Raw genomic sequence first — 17525 nt, forward strand, 5'->3', positions numbered from 1 at the left:
TCCACGGAAAAGGCCGCAACCTCCCCGAACCATCGTCGGGGCGGCTGCGGCCCGTTGTAGAGCGACCGGCGTCCGGTCGCCGGATCGCCGTGGGGCTACTCGGTGAGGGCGGCCACGGCGGCCTTGAGCTCGTCGGCCTTGTCGGTGGCCTCCCAGGTGAAGTCGGCGTCCTCGCGGCCGAAGTGGCCGTAGGCAGCGGTCTTGCGGAAGATCGGGCGGCGCAGCTTGAGGTCGCGGATGATGGCGCCGGGGCGCAGGTCGAAGACCTCCTTGACGGCCTGCTCGATCACGGCGTCGGGCACCACGCCGGTGTCATGGGTGTCCACCAGAACGGAAATGGGGTAGGCCACGCCGATGGCGTAGGCGAGCTCAACCTCGCAGCGCTTGGCGAGGCCGGCGGCCACCACGTTCTTGGCCACCCAGCGGGCGGCGTAGGCGGCGGAGCGGTCCACCTTGGTGGCGTCCTTGCCCGAGAACGCGCCGCCGCCGTGGCGGCCCATGCCGCCGTAGGTGTCGACGATGATCTTGCGGCCGGTGAGGCCGGTGTCGCCCATGGGGCCGCCCACCACGAAGCGGCCGGTGGGGTTGACGTAGATCTCGGCGTCGGACCAGTCGATGCCCTCGCCGTCGAGCACCGGGGCGATGACATGCTCGATCATGTCGCGCTTGATGACGTCCATGGACTCCACCGAGGGGTCGTGCTGGGTGGAGAGGACCACGGCGGTCACGGCCTTGGGCTCGTCGTCCTCGTAGCGCACGGTGACCTGGGTCTTGCCGTCGGGGCGCAGGTAGGGCACGGTGCCGTCCTTGCGCACCTTGGCCAGGCGCTCGGAGAGGCGCTGGGCCAGGTGGACCGGCATGGGCATGAGGGTCTCGGTCTCGTCGGTGGCGTAGCCGAACATCATGCCTTGGTCGCCGGCGCCGATGCGGTCCTCGAGCTCGGCGGCCTCGCCGCGCTGGGCGCTGTAGGACTCGTCCACGCCCATGGCGATGTCGGGGGACTGCTCGTGGATCATGTTGATGACGCCGCAGGTGTCGGCGTCGAAGCCGTAGGCGGGGTCGTCGTAGCCGATCTCGCNGATGACGTCGCGGGCGATGTGCTGCACGTCCACGTAGGCCTGGGTGCNGATCTCGCCGGCNACGAGCACGGTGCCGGTGGTGACGAAGGTCTCGCAGGCNCAGCGGACGGCGTCCACGTTCGCGTGACACCCCGACGGGGAGACGTAGCCCTTGGCCTCGAGGTCGGCCTCCTTGGCGAGGATGGCGTCGAGGATGGCGTCGGAGACCTGGTCGCAGATCTTGTCGGGGTGCCCCTCGGTAACGCTCTCGGAGGTGAAGTAATGGGTCTCAGTGGCCATAGAGTCTCCTTTGCGGCGCCATGCCGCGTCATGCGGCGAAAACAGTCCCCACGTTATTACCCCGGGGGGGAGTGGAACAATCCAGAAAAATCGNCTCGATGGTCCCCCGCGGNCCNNCAAGGCCCAAAGAGCGTAGCGCCACCGGGAATCCGGGGCAAAGGGCCGCGGCGGCTGGCATACAAGCGGACCCCTCCCCCGCCTCCGGGACGGGACGGGCCATACTGGGGATTTTCGGGACGGCCCNGCAGACCCTNGACCTTCCATGGGGAGACGCGTGCACAACATACTTCTGATATTCANGCGGGACCTCGTCCGCATCCTCAAGAACCCGGTGGCCCTCGTGGTCACCCTGGGGGTGGCGGTGATTCCGGCCCTCTACGCGTGGTTCAACATCCTGGCCAACTGGGACCCCTACGAGAACACCGGCACGATCGCCGTGGCCGTGGCCAACNAGGACGACGGCGCCGACGTGGAGGGCCAGGGCCACGTGGACGTGGGCCAGGCCGTGGTGGACGCCCTCAAGGACAACCACAAGCTCGGGTGGGCCTTCGTGGACCGCGACGACGCCCTCTCCGGCGTGGACTCGGGCCGCTTCTACGCCGCCATCGTGATCCCCGAGGACTTCTCGGCAGACCTGGCCTCGGTGGTCACCGGCAGGCTCGACCGCCCCAGGCTGGAGTACTACGTCAATGAGAAGCTCAACGCGGTGGCCCCCAAGGTCACCGACTCGGGGGCCTCCACGGTGGAGAGCACCGTCAACGAGCAGTTCGTCTCCACCGTGACCGACGTGGTCACCGAGAAGGCCAAGGCCCTGNCNGGGGACGTCACCCAGGGCACCCAGGGGGCGGCCGACAGCGCGTCGGCGAGGATCCGCGAGGCCAGGGGCGACCTGGAGGCCATCGGCGGCCTCGTGGACAAGACCCGCGACACCTGCACGTCGGCGCAGGCCGCGGCCACCGACGCCCAGGGGGTTCTGGACAGGCTCTCCTCCACCGTGGCGGGCTCCTCCGACACCCTCGGCTCCGCCCTCTCGCAGCTCGGCGAGGCCAGGGACCAGGCCCGCACCCTCTCCTCCCGCCTGGACGACGCCCTCGTGGGCGGCGCCACCACCATGGCCGGCATCTCGTCGACGGCCTCCCACGACATCGGCGCCCTCGCGGGCGACATCGGCGGCGCCCGGGCCACGGTTGACTCGGCCGCGGCCCAGCTGCAGTCGGCCCAGGACAGCCTCTCCCAGGCGAAGCAGCGCCTCGACCAGGCCGTGGCCGACCTGCCCGTGGACGGCCCCCTCGGCGACCGNGTCGCCGAGCTCAAGCAGCGCCTCCAGGAGCAGTCCGGCCGCATCCAGGCCCANCTCGACGCCCAGNAGGAGGCCCTGGACCGGCTCTCGAAGCTCTCTGACGCCGTGAAGAACGCCACGTCGGCGGCCGACTCCGGCGCCCAGGGGGTCAACGACGCCGTGAAGGGGGCCGCCGACGGGCTCCTCGACACCCGGGAAGCGCTCTCCCGCGACTCCCTGCCCCAGGCGGGGCAGGCCCTGGACGACTTCGCCGGGGCCGGCTCGTCGCTCCAGGGGGTCCTCGCCTCCCTCTCCACCTCCATCGAGGGGGCCAGGGGGTCCCTGGGCCAGCTCGTCGCCACCGTGCAGGAGGCCGACGGCGCCCTCGGCAACACCCGCGAGGCCCTCGACGGGGCCATGGGCACCCTCAACTCCCTCTCCGCCGACCTCGCGGCCGTGACGAGCTCCGAGGCCTTCTCATCCCTGAAGGAGCTCACCGAGGTGGACTCCGGGCGCCTCGCCGACTTCATGGGGTCGCCNGTGGCCATCGAGCAGAAGGCGGTCTTCCCCGTGGCCAACTACGGGTCCGGCGTGACCCCCTTCTACACCGACCTCGCCCTCTTCGTGGGAGGGTTCGTGCTCGTGTCCATCTACAAGCTCGAGGTGGACCNCGAGNNCATCGAGAACCTCAAGCCCTGGGAGGCCTACTTCGGCCGGTGGCTCCTGCTGTTCGTGGTGGGCGTGCTCCAGGCGCTGATCACCTGCGTGGNCGACCTCGTCCTGGGCATCCAGTGCGTGAGCCCGGCCGCCTTCATCCTCGCCGGCGTCGTGGAGTCGTTCGTCTACGTGAACATGGTCTACGCCCTGGCCGTGGCCTTCAAGCACGTGGGCAAGGCCCTCGCCGTGCTCATCGTCATCCTACAGATCCCGGGGTCGTCGGGCCTCTACCCCATCCAGATGCAGCCCGACTTCTTCCGCGCCCTCTCCCCGTGGCTGCCCTTCACCTACGGCAACAACGCCATGCGGGAGGCCATCGCCGGTTTCTACGACGGGCACTTCGGCCACGACATCCTCATGCTGCTGCTCTTTGTGGTGCCCTCGCTCCTGGTGGGCGTGGTGCTCAGGCGCTACCTGCTCAACCTCAACCACCTCTTCGACGCCAANCTCCGCGACACCGACCTCATGATCTGCGAGCGCACCGAGCCGCCCGAGGCCCACTTCCGCCTCTCCACCCTGCTCAAGGCCGCCCTCGACTCAGAGTCCTACCTCAAGGTCTTCAACGAGCGCTGCACCTGGTTCAACCGCCACTACCAGCGCATGGTCCACGTGGGCTTCCGCTGCCTGGTGCTGTGCTCCACGGTGCTGCTCGTGCCCATGTTCGCGGCGGGGCCCGAGGTCAAGTTCACCGTCCTGGTGATATGGATCTGCGCAATCCTGGCACTCATCGCCTTCCTCGTGGTGGTGGAGTACCTCCACGAGCGCATGAACGAGAAGACCGACCTCACGTCGCTGCCCCACGACCGGCTCCTCGAGATGGTGGGAGAGAGCCTCGACCGCGAGGTGGCCCCCATCGCCCCGTTCTCCCGGATGGGGTGGCCCAAGGGGCGCCTGGAGCAGCTGCTCAAGGACGCCAGGGCGGACGAGCGCGGGGACGGCGACGGACCGGCGGAAGACGACCGCGGGAAAGGGGGTGACGAACGATGAGGAAGGTCTGGAAGCTCTTCTGCCTCGACGTTCGCCACGCCACCATGAACGTCATCGCCGGCATCGTGTGCATCGGCCTCATCATCGTGCCGTCGCTCTACGCGTGGTTCAACATCGCCGGCAGCTGGGACCCCTACGCCAACACCAGGAACGTCAAGGTGGCCGTGGCCAACACCGACGAGGGCTACACGAGCGACCTCATGCCCATGGACATCAACGTGGGCGAGAAGGTGNCGAGCGCCCTGCGGGAGNACGACCAGATCGGCTGGGTCATCACCGACAAGGACGACGCCATGGGCGGCCTCGAGGCGGGCACCTACTACGCGGCCATCATCATCCCGCCGGACTTCTCCCGCAACCTCCTCGGCGTGCTCGACGACGACGCCGCCAAGCCCACGCTGGAGTTCTACAGCAACGAGAAGGAGAACGCCATAGCCAACGTGGTGACCGACAAGGCCTCGGGGGNCCTGCACGAGCAGATCGACACCACCTTCGTGGAGACCGTGGGCAGGATCGGCACGTCGGCCCTGGGGTCGCTCTCCGACTACCTGGACTCCGACGCCATCTCCTCCCTGGCCCAGAGGCTGCGCGCCAGCGTGGGGACCACGGCCGACTCCCTCGACCGCACGGCCTCCGACGCCCGCGCCTACGCCTCCCTGGTGGGCTCGGCCTCGTCGCTGCTCTCCGGGGCCCAGGGGCTCCTCGACACCACGGCCCCCGAGGGGGCCTCCATCCCCCAGGCGCTCTCCCAGGCCGCCTCGGGGGTCCGCTCGGCCGACGACGCCCTCGGGTCNGCCGACTCCGCCNTCAAGGACGACCTCTCCGGCTCCGCCGACTCCCTGGACGCCGTCTCCGCCAANATCGACGCCGCCTTCGCCGACGCCGGCGACAAGACCCAGACGGTCGCCGACGGCCTCGACGCCGCTGCCGGCACGGCCCAGGAGCGCAAGGAGGCCGTGGACGCCCTGGNGGAGGNCTTCACCGCCCAGAGGGACCAGCTCCAGTCCATCCGAGACGCCCTCGACCAGGCGGCCTCGTCCGACGGGTCGATCACCGAGCCGGAGCGGGCCGCCCTAGCCGCCGTGGACCGCGCCATCGCCGCGGCGGAGCGGGCCCTCTCGTCGCTCTCGTCGGTCTCCCAGACCCTGGGGGACCTGGGCGGCTCCCTCACCGCCACCGCGTCCGACCTGCGCCAGGGCGCCACCGACGCCGCAGGGGCCAAGGAGCGCCTCGACGGCATCGTGGGCCAGGCCAAAGACACCGTGAAGGGGGCGGACACCACCTACGGCGACACCCTCGGCCGCTCCCTGGCGTCGCTCGCCNCGGCCGTGGACGGGGCCAGCGCGGACGCCTCGGCCGTCCAGGGCTCCCTGGACGACTCCATGGAGAGCCTCTCGGCGGTGTCGGGCCAGGCCGCCTCGGACCTCTCCTCCATCCGGTCGGAGCTCTCCGGGGCCGCCGACGACCTCGCCGCGAGCGCCTCGGACCTCAGGGACCTCCAGGGCCGCATCGACGCGGCCNTCGCCTCGGGNGACNTNGACCAGCTCCGCCGCATCCTCNGCGGCGACCCCGCGACCCTGGCCGCCTTCCTCTCGGCCCCGGTGGAGCTGGAGCGAAACGCCGTCTACCCCGTGGCCAACAACGGCAGCGCNATGGCCCCCTTCTACACCACCCTCGCCCTCTGGGTGGGGTCGCTCATCCTCGTGGTCATCGTCAAGGTGCAGCCGAGCGAGCGTGAGCTCGCCGAGGTGGGCGGCGCCAGGCTCTGGCAGGCCTACTTCGGCCGCATGGGCGTCTTCGTGCTGCTGGCGCTCCTCCAGGCGGCCCTGGTGTGCGCCGGCGACCTCTTCTACTTGCAGATCCAGTGCGTCCACCCCGGCCTCATGTTCCTGGCNTGCTTCGCCTGCGCCTTCGTGGACGTAAACATCATGTACGCCCTCACGGTGTCGTTCGGCGACGTGGGCAAGGCCATCGCCGTGTTCCTCCTGGTGATCCAGGTGGCCGGCTCCGGCGGGACGTTCCCGCCCCAGATGCTGCCGGGCCCCTTCCAGGCGGCCTANCCGTTCCTGCCGTTCGTCCAGGCCATCCAGCTCATGCGCGGCGCCGTGGCCGGGGTCTACGGCATGGACTACCTGTGGCACATGCTGGCGCTGCTGGCCTTCATCGTCCCGTCGGTGGTGCTGGGCCTCTTCCTGCGGCGCCCCCTCATCCGCCTCAACGAGTGGATGGAGCACCAGCTGGCCTCGACGAAGGTGATGTGAGGGGAGCCGCGGCGCCCAGGGGCCGTAGTACCATGGGTTGGCATTGCACCCCGTGTTAGGAGCAGTTTTGAAAGACACNGCCGTCCGCGTCCGATTCGCGCCGTCCCCCACCGGCAAGCTCCACGTGGGAGGGGCGCGCACCGCGATCTACAACTGGGCCTTCGCCCGGGCCAACCACGGCACCTTCATCCTGCGCATCGACGACACCGACCCGGCCCGCTCCACCNAGGAGAACGNGNGCGTCATCCTGCGGGCCATGCGCTGGCTGGGCCTGGACTGGGACGAGGGCCCCGGCGTGGGCGGCGACCACGGCCCCTACAAGCAGGCCGAGCGCCTGGACATCTACCGCGAGGCGGCCGAGAGGCTCGTGGCCGAGGGCCGCGCCTACCCGTGCTTCTGCACGCCCGAGCAGCTGGAGGCCGACCGCGAGGCCGCCCGCGAGCGCAAGGACCCCTTCCAGGGCTACCAGGGCCGCTGCCGCGACCTCGACCCCGCCGAGGCCCGGCGCCGCGTCGAGGCCGGCGAGCCCNACGTGCTGCGCATCAAGGTGCCCCGTGACCGCGGCGACGTGGTGGTGCGCGACGCCGTCCACGGCGAGGTGACCTTCAACGCCCGCGAGCTCGACGACTTCGTCATCNNGCGCTCCGACGGCACCCCCACCTACAACTTCTGCACCGTGGTGGACGACGCCTTCATGGGCATCACCCACGTCATCCGCGGCGACGACCANCTGTCCAACACCCCGCGCCAGGTCATGGTCTACGAGGCCCTCGGCTACCCCGTGCCCGAGTNCGCCCNCATCTCCATGATCCTGGGNGCCGACGGCAAGAAGCTCTCCAAGCGCCACGGCGCCACCTCCGTGGAGGAGTACCGCGACGCCGGCTACGACCCCGAGGCCTTCGTGAACTACCTGGCCCTGCTCGGCTGGTCCCTCGACGGCGAGACCACCATCGTGCCGCGCGAGGTGCTGGCCCGGGAGTTCTCCCTCGACCACGTGTCCAAGAACCCGGCCACCTTCGACCCGGCCAAGCTCGACTGGATCAACGGGCGGTACTACGAGGCCATGGACGACCTCGAGTTCGCCCGCCGCGTGCTCGAGCCCGCCCTCGTGGCGGCCGGCCGCGAGGAGCGCGGCTGCGTGGAAGCCCGGCCCGAGTGGTTCTCCACCCTCGCCGCCATCCTCAAGCCCCGCACCAAGCGCGCCTCCGACGTCGAGGGGCTGACCGCGTTCCTCTACTCCGGCGACACCCCGCAGATCGAGGAGAAGGCCTGGACCAAGGCGCTCGCCAAGGACGGCGCCGCCGAGGCCCTCGCCGCCGCCAGGGCCGCCCTGGAGGGCCTGGCCGACTTCGACGCCGGGTCCGTCGACGCCGCCCTCGAGGCCCTGCCCGAGGAGCTCGGCACCAACAAGCGCAAGTTCTTCGCGGNCGTTCGCGCNGCCGAGACNGGCTCGCTCGTCTCGCCGCCCCTGGGCGCCTCCATAGAGCTCCTGGGCCGAGCCCGCGGCCTCGCCCGCCTNGACGCCGCCATCGCCAAGGTGGCCGCCGGCTCCAGGGAGGCCTAGCCGCCATGCTGCCCAGCGCCTTCGAGGTCCTCGGCCCCGTGATGGTGGGGCCCTCCAGCTCCCACACGGCGGGCGCCCTGCGCCTGGCCCGCGTGGCCCGCGAGATCGCCCCCGGGCNGGTGTCCTCCGTGGAGTTCACGCTCTACAACTCGTTCGCCAAGACCTACCTGGGGCACGGCACCGACAAGGCGCTGGTGGCCGGCATGCTCGGCCTCGACACCGACGACGGGCGCATCCGCGACTCCTTCTCCCTGGCGGCAGAGCAGGGCCTCGCCTTCTCGTTCCGCACGTCCGACGAGGGGACGGGCCTGCACCCCAACACGGTGGACATCGCCATGGGCCTCGCCGACGGCGGGTCGCTCACGGTGCGCGGAGAGTCCGTGGGCGGCGGCCGCGTGCGTCTCTCGGCCGTGGGCGGCGTGGCCGTGGACGTGGCCGGCGAGTACCCCACGCTCTTCGTGCACCACGGGGACCGCCCGGGCGTCCTGGCGCGCCTCACGGGGGCCCTGTCGGCGGCCTCCATCAACATCGCCACCATCCGCACGTTCCGCGACGCCCGGGGCGGCGACGCCTACACCGTGGCCGAGCTCGACGAGGCCCTGCCCGCCGAGCTCGTCGACGCCGTGGGGGCCGCCCCCGGCGTCATCTTCGCCACGTCCCTCACCATCCCCGGCGCCCTCCCCGTTGCGGCCGAGGGGCCCCAGGGGCCCGACTTCTCCTGCGGCGCCGACCTCNTTGCCCTCTGCCGGGAGCGGCACGCGTCCATCGGCTCGGTCATGCGCGAGCGCGAGGCCTGCCTCGCCGTGGGCGGGGCCCGGGCCGCCGACGAGACCATGGGCCGGGTGCGCCGGGCCATGGAGGTCTCCGTGCGCGCCACCGTGGAGCGCCCCGAGCGCTCCCTGGGCGGGTTCCTCCACGGCCAGGCCCGCGCCGTGGAGCGCCGCTCGGGCGCCCTCGCCGCCCCGCTCCTGGGAGGCGCCCTCTCCGCCGCCGTGGCCGGCGCCATGGCGGTCCTCGAGCGCTCCGCGGCCATGGGCGTCATCGTGGCCGCCCCCACCGCGGGCTCGGCCGGCGTCGTGCCCGGCGCCCTCATCGCCTGCGCCGACGCCCTGGGGGCGCAGGAGCGGCTGGAGGGCGCCCTCTGGTGCGCCGCGGCCGTGGGTGCCGTCGTCATGGCCAACGGCAGCGTATCGGGGGCCGAGGGCGGGTGCCAGGCCGAGGTGGGCACCGCGAGCGCCATGGCCGCGGCCGGCCTCTGCCAGATGCTCTACGGCAGCCCCGAGACCTGCCTCACAGCGGCCTCCATCGCCCTCGGCAACCTCTTGGGCCTCGTGTGCGACCCGGTGGGCGGCCTCGTGGAGTTCCCGTGCCAGAACCGCAACGCCATCGGCGTGGCCAACGCCTTCACCTCGGCCCAGCTGGCGCTCTCGTCCGTGGGCTGCCCTGTGCCCTTCGACGAGGCCGTGCAGGCCATGACGCTCGTGGGAAACGCGCTGCCGGTGAGCCTCCGCGAGACCGCCCAGGGGGGCCTTGCNGCCTGCCCGAGCGCCTGCGCTGCCTGCGGCTCCTGGGACTGAGTCCCTGATACACCGCTCCGGCGGCCCGATGCGGCGGCAGGCGCTCTTTGGGTAGGGACCTACCCAGACAAGCCCCGAACCCGGAGAGGAGCCGCCCGTGCCACCGGTCCCCCACACGCCGCCAAAGACGGGAGACGCCCCCGACGTCCTGGACTACGCCACCAAGGGCCAGGCCGTCGCGGCGCTCGAGGCCTGGGAGCAGGGGCGCGCCGTCCCCGAGGGCGGCCGGGCCCCGGCGGCCCCCGGCCCCAAGGCCAAGCCCGACCGCAAGGGCGCCGTCGTGGGGGCGCTGTTCATGGCGGCCGTGTTCGCCTCCCTCCTCGTCTACATCGAGGGCAGCGGCCGGGGCCCGGCGCTCATGGACGCCCTGGGCCGGGTCCAGGCGCCCTGGGTCTGGGCCACCTTCGCCGTCATGGTGGCCTACCTGCTCTTTGGCACGCTTGCCTTCGTCACCACCGTGGCGGTGACGCCCGACGCCCCGGCGGGCTTCCTCGACCTGTGCTCGGCGGAGGCCGCCGGCACCTTCTTCGGCAACCTCACCCCGATGATGGCGNGNGCCGTGCCGGGCCAGATCTGGCGCCTGGTCAAGGGCGGTCTGGAGCTCGGCGCGGCCGGCGCAGTGCAGATCACGCGCTTCCTCATGTTCCAGACGGCCGAGATCGTGCTCGGCGGCGCGCTGCTGGCCCTCACCTGGGACCGCTTCTACGCGCAGGTGGGCGCCGTCATGTTCGTGAACCTGTTCCTGTTCGCCTTCAAGGCCGCCCAGATGGCGGTNCTGCTCGCCNCCTGCCTGTTCCCCGACTGGGTGACCAAGGTGGCCCTCTCCGCCCTGGACCTCGTGGACCGCAGGAGCCTCTTCGGCNTCCGCAGCCGCACGGAGGGCTGGCGCTCCTCCGTGAGGACGCAGGTGGCGCAGTTCTCCTCCACGTTCCGCACGGCCGTGCGCCACCGCGGCGCCATGGCCGTCATGCTCGCGTTCTCCATGGCGCAGCAGGCGTGCCTGTGGGTGTCGCCGTGGTTCGTGCTGGGGGCCTTCGGCATCCACCAGGACCCCCTCGTCACCTGCGCCGCGGGCTCCCTCGTGCAGTTCGTGGCGAGCTCCATCCCGCTGCCGGGCGGCACCGGCGGCGTCGAGGCCTCCTTCGCGCTGTTCCTGGGGCCGGTGTTCGGCTCCGCCGCCACGGCCGGCTACCTCGTATGGCTCCTCGTGACGTTCTACGGCTACACCGCGCNCTGCGGCGCGGCTACCATGGTCTCCACCAAGCNGTCCTCCCCCACCGTGCGCCAGCGGATGCGCGGGCTGGTGGAGCGACTCGGATCCTGAGGCCGCGACCGGAAAGGACCCCATGGACAGGACCCTGTACCTCTGCGGAGGCTGCTTCTGGGGCATCGAGCACCTGATGGAGGGCATGGCCGGCGTGACGTCCACCGTGGTGGGCTACGCCAACGGCGACAGGCCCGAGGACGCCGTCTACGAGCGCGTGTGCGCCGGCGGCACCGGTTTCAGGGAGTGCGTGCGCTGCACCTTCCGCGGGGGCGGAGACGTCGCACGGTCCCTGCTCTTCTCGTTCTTCTCCGTCATCGACCCCACGGCCAGGNACNGCCAGGGCAACGACGTGGGCGAGCAGTACCAGACCGGCGTCTTCTGGGAGCCGGGCGACGGCGCCACGGAGCGAGAGGTACTCGCCGTGGCCGGCGCCGTGGCGAGAAGGCATCCCGGGTTCGCCGTGGAGCTGGGCCCCGTGGAAAGCTTCTATCCCGCCGAGGGGTACCACCAGCGCTACCTGGACCGCAACCCCGGCGGCTACTGCCACGTGGCGCCGGGCCTNATCCGGGCGCTCCAGGACGGCACGGTGGACCCGGCGGAGGGGTACCGGCTGCCGTAGGCGGCCGCGCCCGCGGGCAGGTGGGCAGGCAAGGCGGGCGGGCTCGTCCGGCCTCAGCGCCTCCGGCCGCGCCTGGACACCGAGACGTGCGCCACGCGCCCCTTGCGGGTGCGGAACCGCTGCCAGCGCTGGTAGATGGAGCGGCGGTGCGACGAGCGCAGCGTGGTGAGCGGCAGCGACACGGCCGTGGGGATGAAGAACGTGATGAGGCGCCAGACGATGAACCCGGCGGCGGCCGCGCTGCCGAAGATGGGTCCGAAGAAGAGCGCGAAGCCGGCCTCGTTGCCGCCGGTGCCGCCGGGCAGGGGCACGGAGTTGCCGATCATCTGCACCATGGAGGCCGCGGCGAGGCACGTGACGAAGTCGGCGTCGCCGCCGAAGGCGCGGAGCACGAACCACGGCACGGCGTAGAACGCGAGCATCTGCCCCAGCGTCACCAGGAGCGTGAGGGCGAGGGACTCCTTGTGGCGGAACGAGTCGCGGAAGGTGCCCCCGAACGACATCACCTGGGTCTGGAGGACGTCCTCGTAGCGCTCGACGCGCTCGCGGGAGAGCCAGCCGTGGCGGCTGGCGAAGCCCAGCCCCCAGTGACCCACGCGGTTGACGAAGCGCGGGAAGAGGCACACGCAGAGCAGGCCGAGGGCCTGGGCCGTCTGGATGATGAAGACGACGATGTTGACGAAGACGATGTCGCCGTAGGTCTCGAGGAAGAAGTCGAACCGCAGGAGCAGCAGGACAGCGGCCACGACGACCTCGCCGGCCTGGTAGATGACGAAGCGCGTGAGCTGCGTGGCGGAGGCCTCGCCCACGTCGAGGCCGGCCTGTGTGAGGCGGAAGATCTGGGCCGGCATGGTGCCCGTGCTCATGGGCGTGAGATTGCCGAAGAGCACGCCGTTGGCCTCCACGGACATGCAGTCGCGCAGGCCCAGGGGGCTGTCGGGGTCGATGTAGGCCGCCAGCACGAAGGCCAGGGACCCGAAGGCGAAGTTGAGCCCCATGACGAGGAGCCCGGCCACGAACCAGCCGGCCTCGGCGTTGTGGAGCGCGCGGACGAACTCGTCGAACTGCCCCGAGACCACGATCCAGAGCATGTTGGCGGCGAGCACCGCCGCCATGAACAGGGCGCCCTTGCGGGCCTTCGCCTTGTCGCGGCTCTCCTCCTCGCCCACGCGGGTGCGCGGGCCCGCGTGGGACCCCTTGGGCCTGGGGACGGGCTTGGCGGCGGCCTTGGAACCGGCCTTGGCCTTCTTGGGGGCGCGGTGGGCGGCGCCGGCCACGCCGATGCGGAGGCCCTTGGGCTTGGCGCGGCGGGCGGTCTCGTCGGCTGGGCGGGCACCGGGAGCCTGAGAGGCGTGTTCGGCGGGCTCGGCGTTCCCCGCATCAGCCCCGTCGACGTCGAAGAAGCCCAGGGCGTCCTCCAGCGGCTGCTCCGCGGCCTCGAGGGCCTGGGGCGCGGGGCCGTCGGCGGGGAGCTCCAGGCCGTCCACGTCCACGACGGGGTCGACGGGGCGGTCCTGGGGGGCGTCGGCGGAAGACGCGGTGTCGACCCCGTCGCGACGTCCCTCGTCCATACCCCTCCCCTCTCCGACGGCATTCCTCAAGCTCATTCTGATGGTTATACCTGAACCGCCGCGCGCCCTGACGCTGTGCCGTGCGCTCNACGNGAAAAGCGGGGCCAGCAGGGCGGCAGGCATGGACGAACTGCCGCGAGACAAAAACGCGGGCCCCAGAGGGACCCGCGGTCACGTTTGGTAGCCCGTACCAGATTCGAACTGGTGATCTCCGCCTTGAGAGGGCGGCGTCCTGAACCGCTAGACGAACGGGCCNGGTAGCCCGTACCAGATTCGAACTGGTGATCTCCGCCTTGAGAGGGCGGCGTCCTGAACCGCTAGACGAACGGGCCGTAGGGGATGGCTGGGATGGAGAGAATCGAACTCCCATTGACGGNACCAGAATCCGCTGTCCTGCCGTTAGACGACATCCCAATATCCCTGTGCGCCGATTGCTCGNCGCGAGTAGTTACATTAACGCAATGCCCTAGGCCGTGCAACCCACAATCGCGACGAATNTGCCACCGGCCCGTTTCCGCGGCTCGGGGAGGTCAGACGGGGGTCCGTCGCAGCCCGCTCCCCTACCCGCGCGCCGGCAGCCTCGGCGACAGCAGCCACGTAACGCCGAGGACCACGGCCGTGGGGACCGCCCACCCCAGGCCCACGCCGGCCAGGGGCAGCCAGTCGAGCCCGGTGGGNGTGCCGGGGGCCAGGGCCCCACATGCGGCCTGGGCCACGCCAAGCACCGCGGCGCACCCCACGGCCGCCGGCCAGCACCACGGCCGCCGGTCGAACGCCCCGGCGCCGNAGGCCATGAGCACGAGCACGATGGCCGGCNGGTAGAGCGCCTCGAGCAGGGGCACGGAGAGCGCGAGGATCTGGGTGAGCCCCACGTTGGACACCACGCAGGAGAACGCGGCGAACGCGGCCGCCCACGCCACGTAAGGCGCGCGCCCCAGACGGTGGGTGCCGGGCTCCGGGGAGCCGGCGCCGTAGGTCTCGAAGAAGTACGTGCCGCAGCAGCTCACGAGGCCCACGCAGACGTTGAGGCACGCGAGCAGGAAGATGGCGGCCACGAGGGCCACGCCGGCCGTGCCGAAGTGCCCGTAGGCCGCGGCCGTGAGCACCTCGGCGCCGTTGGACGCGCCGGGCGCCACGGTGCCCATGGTGGCCCCGAGAAACGAGAACGCGCAGTAGATGACCGCCATGAGGGCGCCGGCGCCGAGGCCCGCCAGGGAGACCTCGCGGGCCTGGGCGCCCCTGTCGGCCACGCCGAGGGACCCCAGGTTCTCGGCGACCACGAGGCCGAAGGTCATGGCCGCCAGGAGGTCCATGGTCTGGTAGCCGGTCACGAAGCCGTCCACGGCGGGAGACGCCGCGTACGTCGCCTGCACGGGCCCCGGCACGCCGAGCGGGTCCACNAGACTCGCCACGGCGAGGACGGCGATGAGGGCCACGAGGGCCGGGCCCGTCACCCTGCCGAGGAACCGCGAGAGGCGCCCCGGGCGGAGCGCCATGGCGAAGGCCACGGAGAAGAACGCCACCGAGAAGACGAGCTGGGGCACGGCCTTGGAACCGTCGGGCAGGAGCGGCGAGAGCATCTCGAAGGCCGTGGAGCTCGNGCGCGGGATGGCCAGCAGCGGGCCGATGGAGAGGTAGACCAGGGCCACGAACACGGCCGAGAAGCGCGCCGAGACCCTGCCGGCGAGCGCCCGGGCGTCGCCCGCCAGGGCCACGGCCACCACGGCGAGGACCGGCAGCCCGATGCCCGACACCAGAAACCCCACGGTGGCCGGCACGGCGGCCGTGCCGGCCTGGAGGCCCAGCAGCGGCGGGAGGATGAGGTTGCCCGCGCCAAAGAACATGGAGAACAGCATGAGGGCCACGACGAGCCGCGCCCTCCCGTCGAGCGGTCGGACGGGGCTCGGGCTAGACTCTGGACGCTGTCCCATGGGCTCTCCTCGCGGATATGCAAAACGGCCGGTGCCGGGTGTGTACCCCCGGCACCGGCCGCCGTTTCCCTTAAGGGACACCCCGTGGGGCCCCTAGGCCTTTCCACCGTCCCGGCGCTCGGCCTCGATGGCCGCCATGACCTGGGCCATGACGTCCGTGGAACCCAGGTCCTCGGGGATGAGGAGCGTCGAGGAGCCCTTCTCGGCGAACTTCTCGAGCATGCCCAGGCGCTGGGTGAACATGAGCAGCATGTTGGCCTCGTTGCTGGAGAGGCCCGACTCCTGGATGGTGGAGAGCGAGCGCGCCAGGCCCTCGGCGATGGCGATGCGCTGCTGGGCGATGCCCTCGCCCTGGATCTTCATGGACTCGGCGTCGGCCTGGGCGGCGATGACGGAGCGTGCCTTGGCGGCCTCGGCCTCGTTGGTGGCGCTCACGCGGTCGTTGGCCGTGGTGATGATGCGGTTCATGGACGCCTGGACGTCGGCCGGGAGCTTGATGGAGGTGATGAGCGTGGTCACGATGGCGTAGCCGTAGCCCACCATCTTCTCCTTGACGTCCTCGCCGATGGCACTCGCGATGGCGTCCTTCTCGGAGAAGACGGTCTCGAGGTCGCGGGTGGGAATCTGGGAGCGCAGGGCGTCCGCGAAGTAGTCCTTTATCTGTCCCACGGGGTCGGCGAGGGTGTAGACCGACTTGTAGATGCCGGACTCCCGGACGTCGGCGCANGGCTCCTGGTCCNCCNGGTACTGGATGGCCACCTCGAGGCCGATGGTGACGTTGTCCTTGGTCTTGGCGTCGTAGTCCAGGTGGAGGTCCTGGGTCATGAGCGAGACGTCGTGAGCCGTCTCCACCACCGGGACGAGGAGGTTGAGACCCGGCCGCAGCACGNGGTTGAAGCGGCCGAAGCGCTCCACGACGGCCACGTGCTGCTGCCTCACCACGACCACCGAGGCGAAGAGCGCCCCCACGGCGGCGACGAGGAGCACGATGGGCAGGATGCGGTCGAACAACAGCATGGCCAATCCAATCTTTCGGGCCCGCGCGGGGCCTATCCTTTGAGGTAGAGGTCCCTGGGGACGAGCCGCGACTGCCACAGGCTCGAAAGGCCGTGGAAGATGCGCCGCTCGTCGTGGTCGGTGAGGCCGTTCTCGGCGAGCTGGATGAGGCGCTGCACGAGCGTGGTCATGGGGGTGCCGTAGACCTCCGCCTCCCAGCCGAGGGTACGAAGCTGCCAGTAGGCCATGCGGACGTCCTCCTCGGTGCGGCCGTCCACGAGCAGGGCGCTCGCCCGCCCGAAGGCGTCGGCGTCGTAGAAGACGCCCTTGACGAAGGCGGCGAGGGCGGCGGCGAGTCGGGGCGGCATGGAGNCGGNGTCGCGCATCTCGACGATGCCCTTGAGGCGCACCGTGGGGAACACCATGGACAACATGTGCGCGACCTCGCCCCCGGAGAGGTCGCGCATGGCCATGATGTCGGCCTCGGTGGCGGAGCAGGTGGAGATTGTGAGGCCGTGGTCGTCCGTGAACAGGATGGGCCTCACGCCCATGAGCCAGTCCACGTAGGACTCCGGCGAGAAGTCCCCGTCGAACGTGCCGGGCACGACGCCGCAGCGGTCGCCGTCCACGGAGTCCCAGATGCGCGAACGCACCATGGACGGCGTGTCGCAGGGGGCGAGGCCGCGCCAGGAGCTCACGTTGTCGCAGAGGAACGAGAGGATGGGGCCCAGGGCCACGGCCAGGCGGAACTGCCCCACCATGGAGTCCTCCTCGCCGCAGTCGATGGAGACCTGGGTGGAGGCCGAGAGCCGCATCATGTCGCGGGCGTAGCGGCCCGTGCGGGAGAGGTAGGCGTCCATGAGGCGGTAGCGCTCCTTGGGGATGAGCGGCACCTCCCGGGGGTCGGCCGTCACGGGGTCGCAGCCCAGGGCCACGAGCNGCCACTCCACGCCGAGCTCGTCGCAGATGGCGAGGAACTGCTCGTCGANGGCCTCGAGGGCGCCGAGGAGGTCCACCACGCTCGACGAGGGGCCCACGGAGGCCTCGAGCTGGCCGCCAGGCTCCAAGGAGACCGAGATGCCCACGGAGCGCCCGCAGCCCACGTCGACCGTGCCCGCGTAGCCGAAGACCCTGCCGTCCACGAGGACACGCTCGTCTGGCGAGAAGTAGCGCTGCCAGCGCTCGAGGAGCGTGGAGATGCCGAGGACGTCGTCGAAGGCCACGCGGGTGCCGGTGACGGGGTCGATGACGATNCGCTCGAGCTCGAGGCCGANCGTGCGACCATCCTCGGGGCGCCTCGTCCGGGACCTCCCGCCTACGACGGAGCAGAGGGCGGTACGGTTCCTCTCCAGCCTATCGGCCTCGGCGGCGGTGTAACGGGGTTCGCCCATGGAGCAC

General features: G+C 71.3%; 11 protein-coding genes and 3 tRNA genes. 6 read left to right on the forward strand and 8 right to left on the reverse strand.

Going from position 1 to position 17525, the window contains the following annotated elements:
* Nucleotides 1-95 precede the first annotated feature (95 nt).
* A complete protein-coding gene (gene metK / locus JX283_RS00005; RefSeq protein WP_204828755.1) occupies nt 96-1358 on the reverse strand; it encodes a methionine adenosyltransferase in 1263 nt (420 codons plus the stop codon).
* Nucleotides 1359-1632: 274 nt separating this feature from the next.
* On the opposite strand from metK, the gene JX283_RS00010 reads away from it, so the two are divergent.
* The 6 genes from JX283_RS00010 to msrA all read left to right on the forward strand — a co-directional run bounded on the left by JX283_RS00010 (nt 1633) and on the right by msrA (nt 11629).
* On the forward strand, nt 1633-4341 hold the full coding sequence (locus JX283_RS00010) for a YhgE/Pip domain-containing protein (RefSeq protein WP_204828756.1): 2709 nt from the start codon (nt 1633-1635) through the stop codon (nt 4339-4341).
* The gene (locus JX283_RS00015) at nt 4338-6602 is read left to right on the forward strand and encodes a YhgE/Pip domain-containing protein (protein WP_204828757.1); all 2265 of its coding nucleotides are present in this window, start codon (nt 4338-4340) and stop codon (nt 6600-6602) included. The genes JX283_RS00010 and JX283_RS00015 overlap by 4 nt, the downstream gene beginning before the upstream one ends.
* Nucleotides 6603-6669: 67 nt before the next feature.
* Nucleotides 6670-8166, forward strand: a complete 1497-nt coding sequence (gene gltX, locus JX283_RS00020) for a glutamate--tRNA ligase (protein ID WP_204828758.1) — start codon at nt 6670-6672, stop codon at nt 8164-8166.
* A gap of 5 nt (nt 8167-8171) precedes the next feature.
* Complete coding sequence (gene sdaAB, locus JX283_RS00025) at nt 8172-9743, forward strand: L-serine ammonia-lyase, iron-sulfur-dependent subunit beta (RefSeq protein ID WP_204828759.1); 1572 nt, start codon at nt 8172-8174, stop codon at nt 9741-9743.
* A 97-nt stretch (nt 9744-9840) separates the two neighbouring features.
* Complete coding sequence (locus JX283_RS00030; protein WP_204828760.1) at nt 9841-11067, forward strand: lysylphosphatidylglycerol synthase transmembrane domain-containing protein; 1227 nt, start codon at nt 9841-9843, stop codon at nt 11065-11067.
* A 22-nt stretch (nt 11068-11089) separates the two neighbouring features.
* Nucleotides 11090-11629: a peptide-methionine (S)-S-oxide reductase MsrA gene (msrA, locus tag JX283_RS00035; protein WP_204828761.1), complete on the forward strand. Its 540-nt coding sequence runs from the start codon at nt 11090-11092 to the stop codon at nt 11627-11629.
* 53 nt (nt 11630-11682) lie between these two features.
* Here msrA and JX283_RS00040 read toward each other — a convergent pair whose 3' ends face one another.
* The 7 genes from JX283_RS00040 to JX283_RS00070 form a co-directional block, all read right to left on the reverse strand.
* Nucleotides 11683-13200 (reverse strand): lysylphosphatidylglycerol synthase transmembrane domain-containing protein, encoded by a 1518-nt coding sequence (locus JX283_RS00040; RefSeq protein WP_204828762.1) that lies wholly within the window; start codon nt 13198-13200, stop codon nt 11683-11685.
* Nucleotides 13201-13378: 178 nt separating this feature from the next.
* Nucleotides 13379-13455 (reverse strand) — tRNA-Glu (locus JX283_RS00045).
* 3 nt (nt 13456-13458) lie between these two features.
* Nucleotides 13459-13532: transfer RNA gene (locus JX283_RS00050), tRNA-Glu, on the reverse strand.
* An 8-nt stretch (nt 13533-13540) separates the two neighbouring features.
* A tRNA-Gln gene (locus JX283_RS00055) sits at nt 13541-13614 on the reverse strand.
* A gap of 146 nt (nt 13615-13760) precedes the next feature.
* A complete protein-coding gene (brnQ, locus tag JX283_RS00060; RefSeq protein ID WP_204828763.1) occupies nt 13761-15131 on the reverse strand; it encodes a branched-chain amino acid transport system II carrier protein in 1371 nt (456 codons plus the stop codon).
* Nucleotides 15132-15224: 93 nt separating this feature from the next.
* Nucleotides 15225-16148, reverse strand: coding sequence for an SPFH domain-containing protein (locus JX283_RS00065; RefSeq protein ID WP_204828764.1), 924 nt, complete (start codon nt 16146-16148; stop codon nt 15225-15227).
* A gap of 32 nt (nt 16149-16180) precedes the next feature.
* A complete protein-coding gene (locus JX283_RS00070) occupies nt 16181-17518 on the reverse strand; it encodes a glutamate-cysteine ligase family protein (RefSeq protein ID WP_204828765.1) in 1338 nt (445 codons plus the stop codon).
* Nucleotides 17519-17525: the final 7 nt, after the last annotated feature.

Origin of the sequence: Olsenella sp. CU969 (assembly GCF_905219715.1) — a bacterium.
GTDB classification, from domain to species: Bacteria; Actinomycetota; Coriobacteriia; order Coriobacteriales; family Atopobiaceae; genus Granulimonas; species Granulimonas faecalis.

Bases quoted from the DNA above. Each gene is read 5' to 3' on its own strand.
- JX283_RS00040 (WP_204828762.1), bottom strand. From the start codon at position 13,200: ATGGACGAGGGACGTCGCGACGGGGTCGACACCGCGTCTTCCGCCGAC.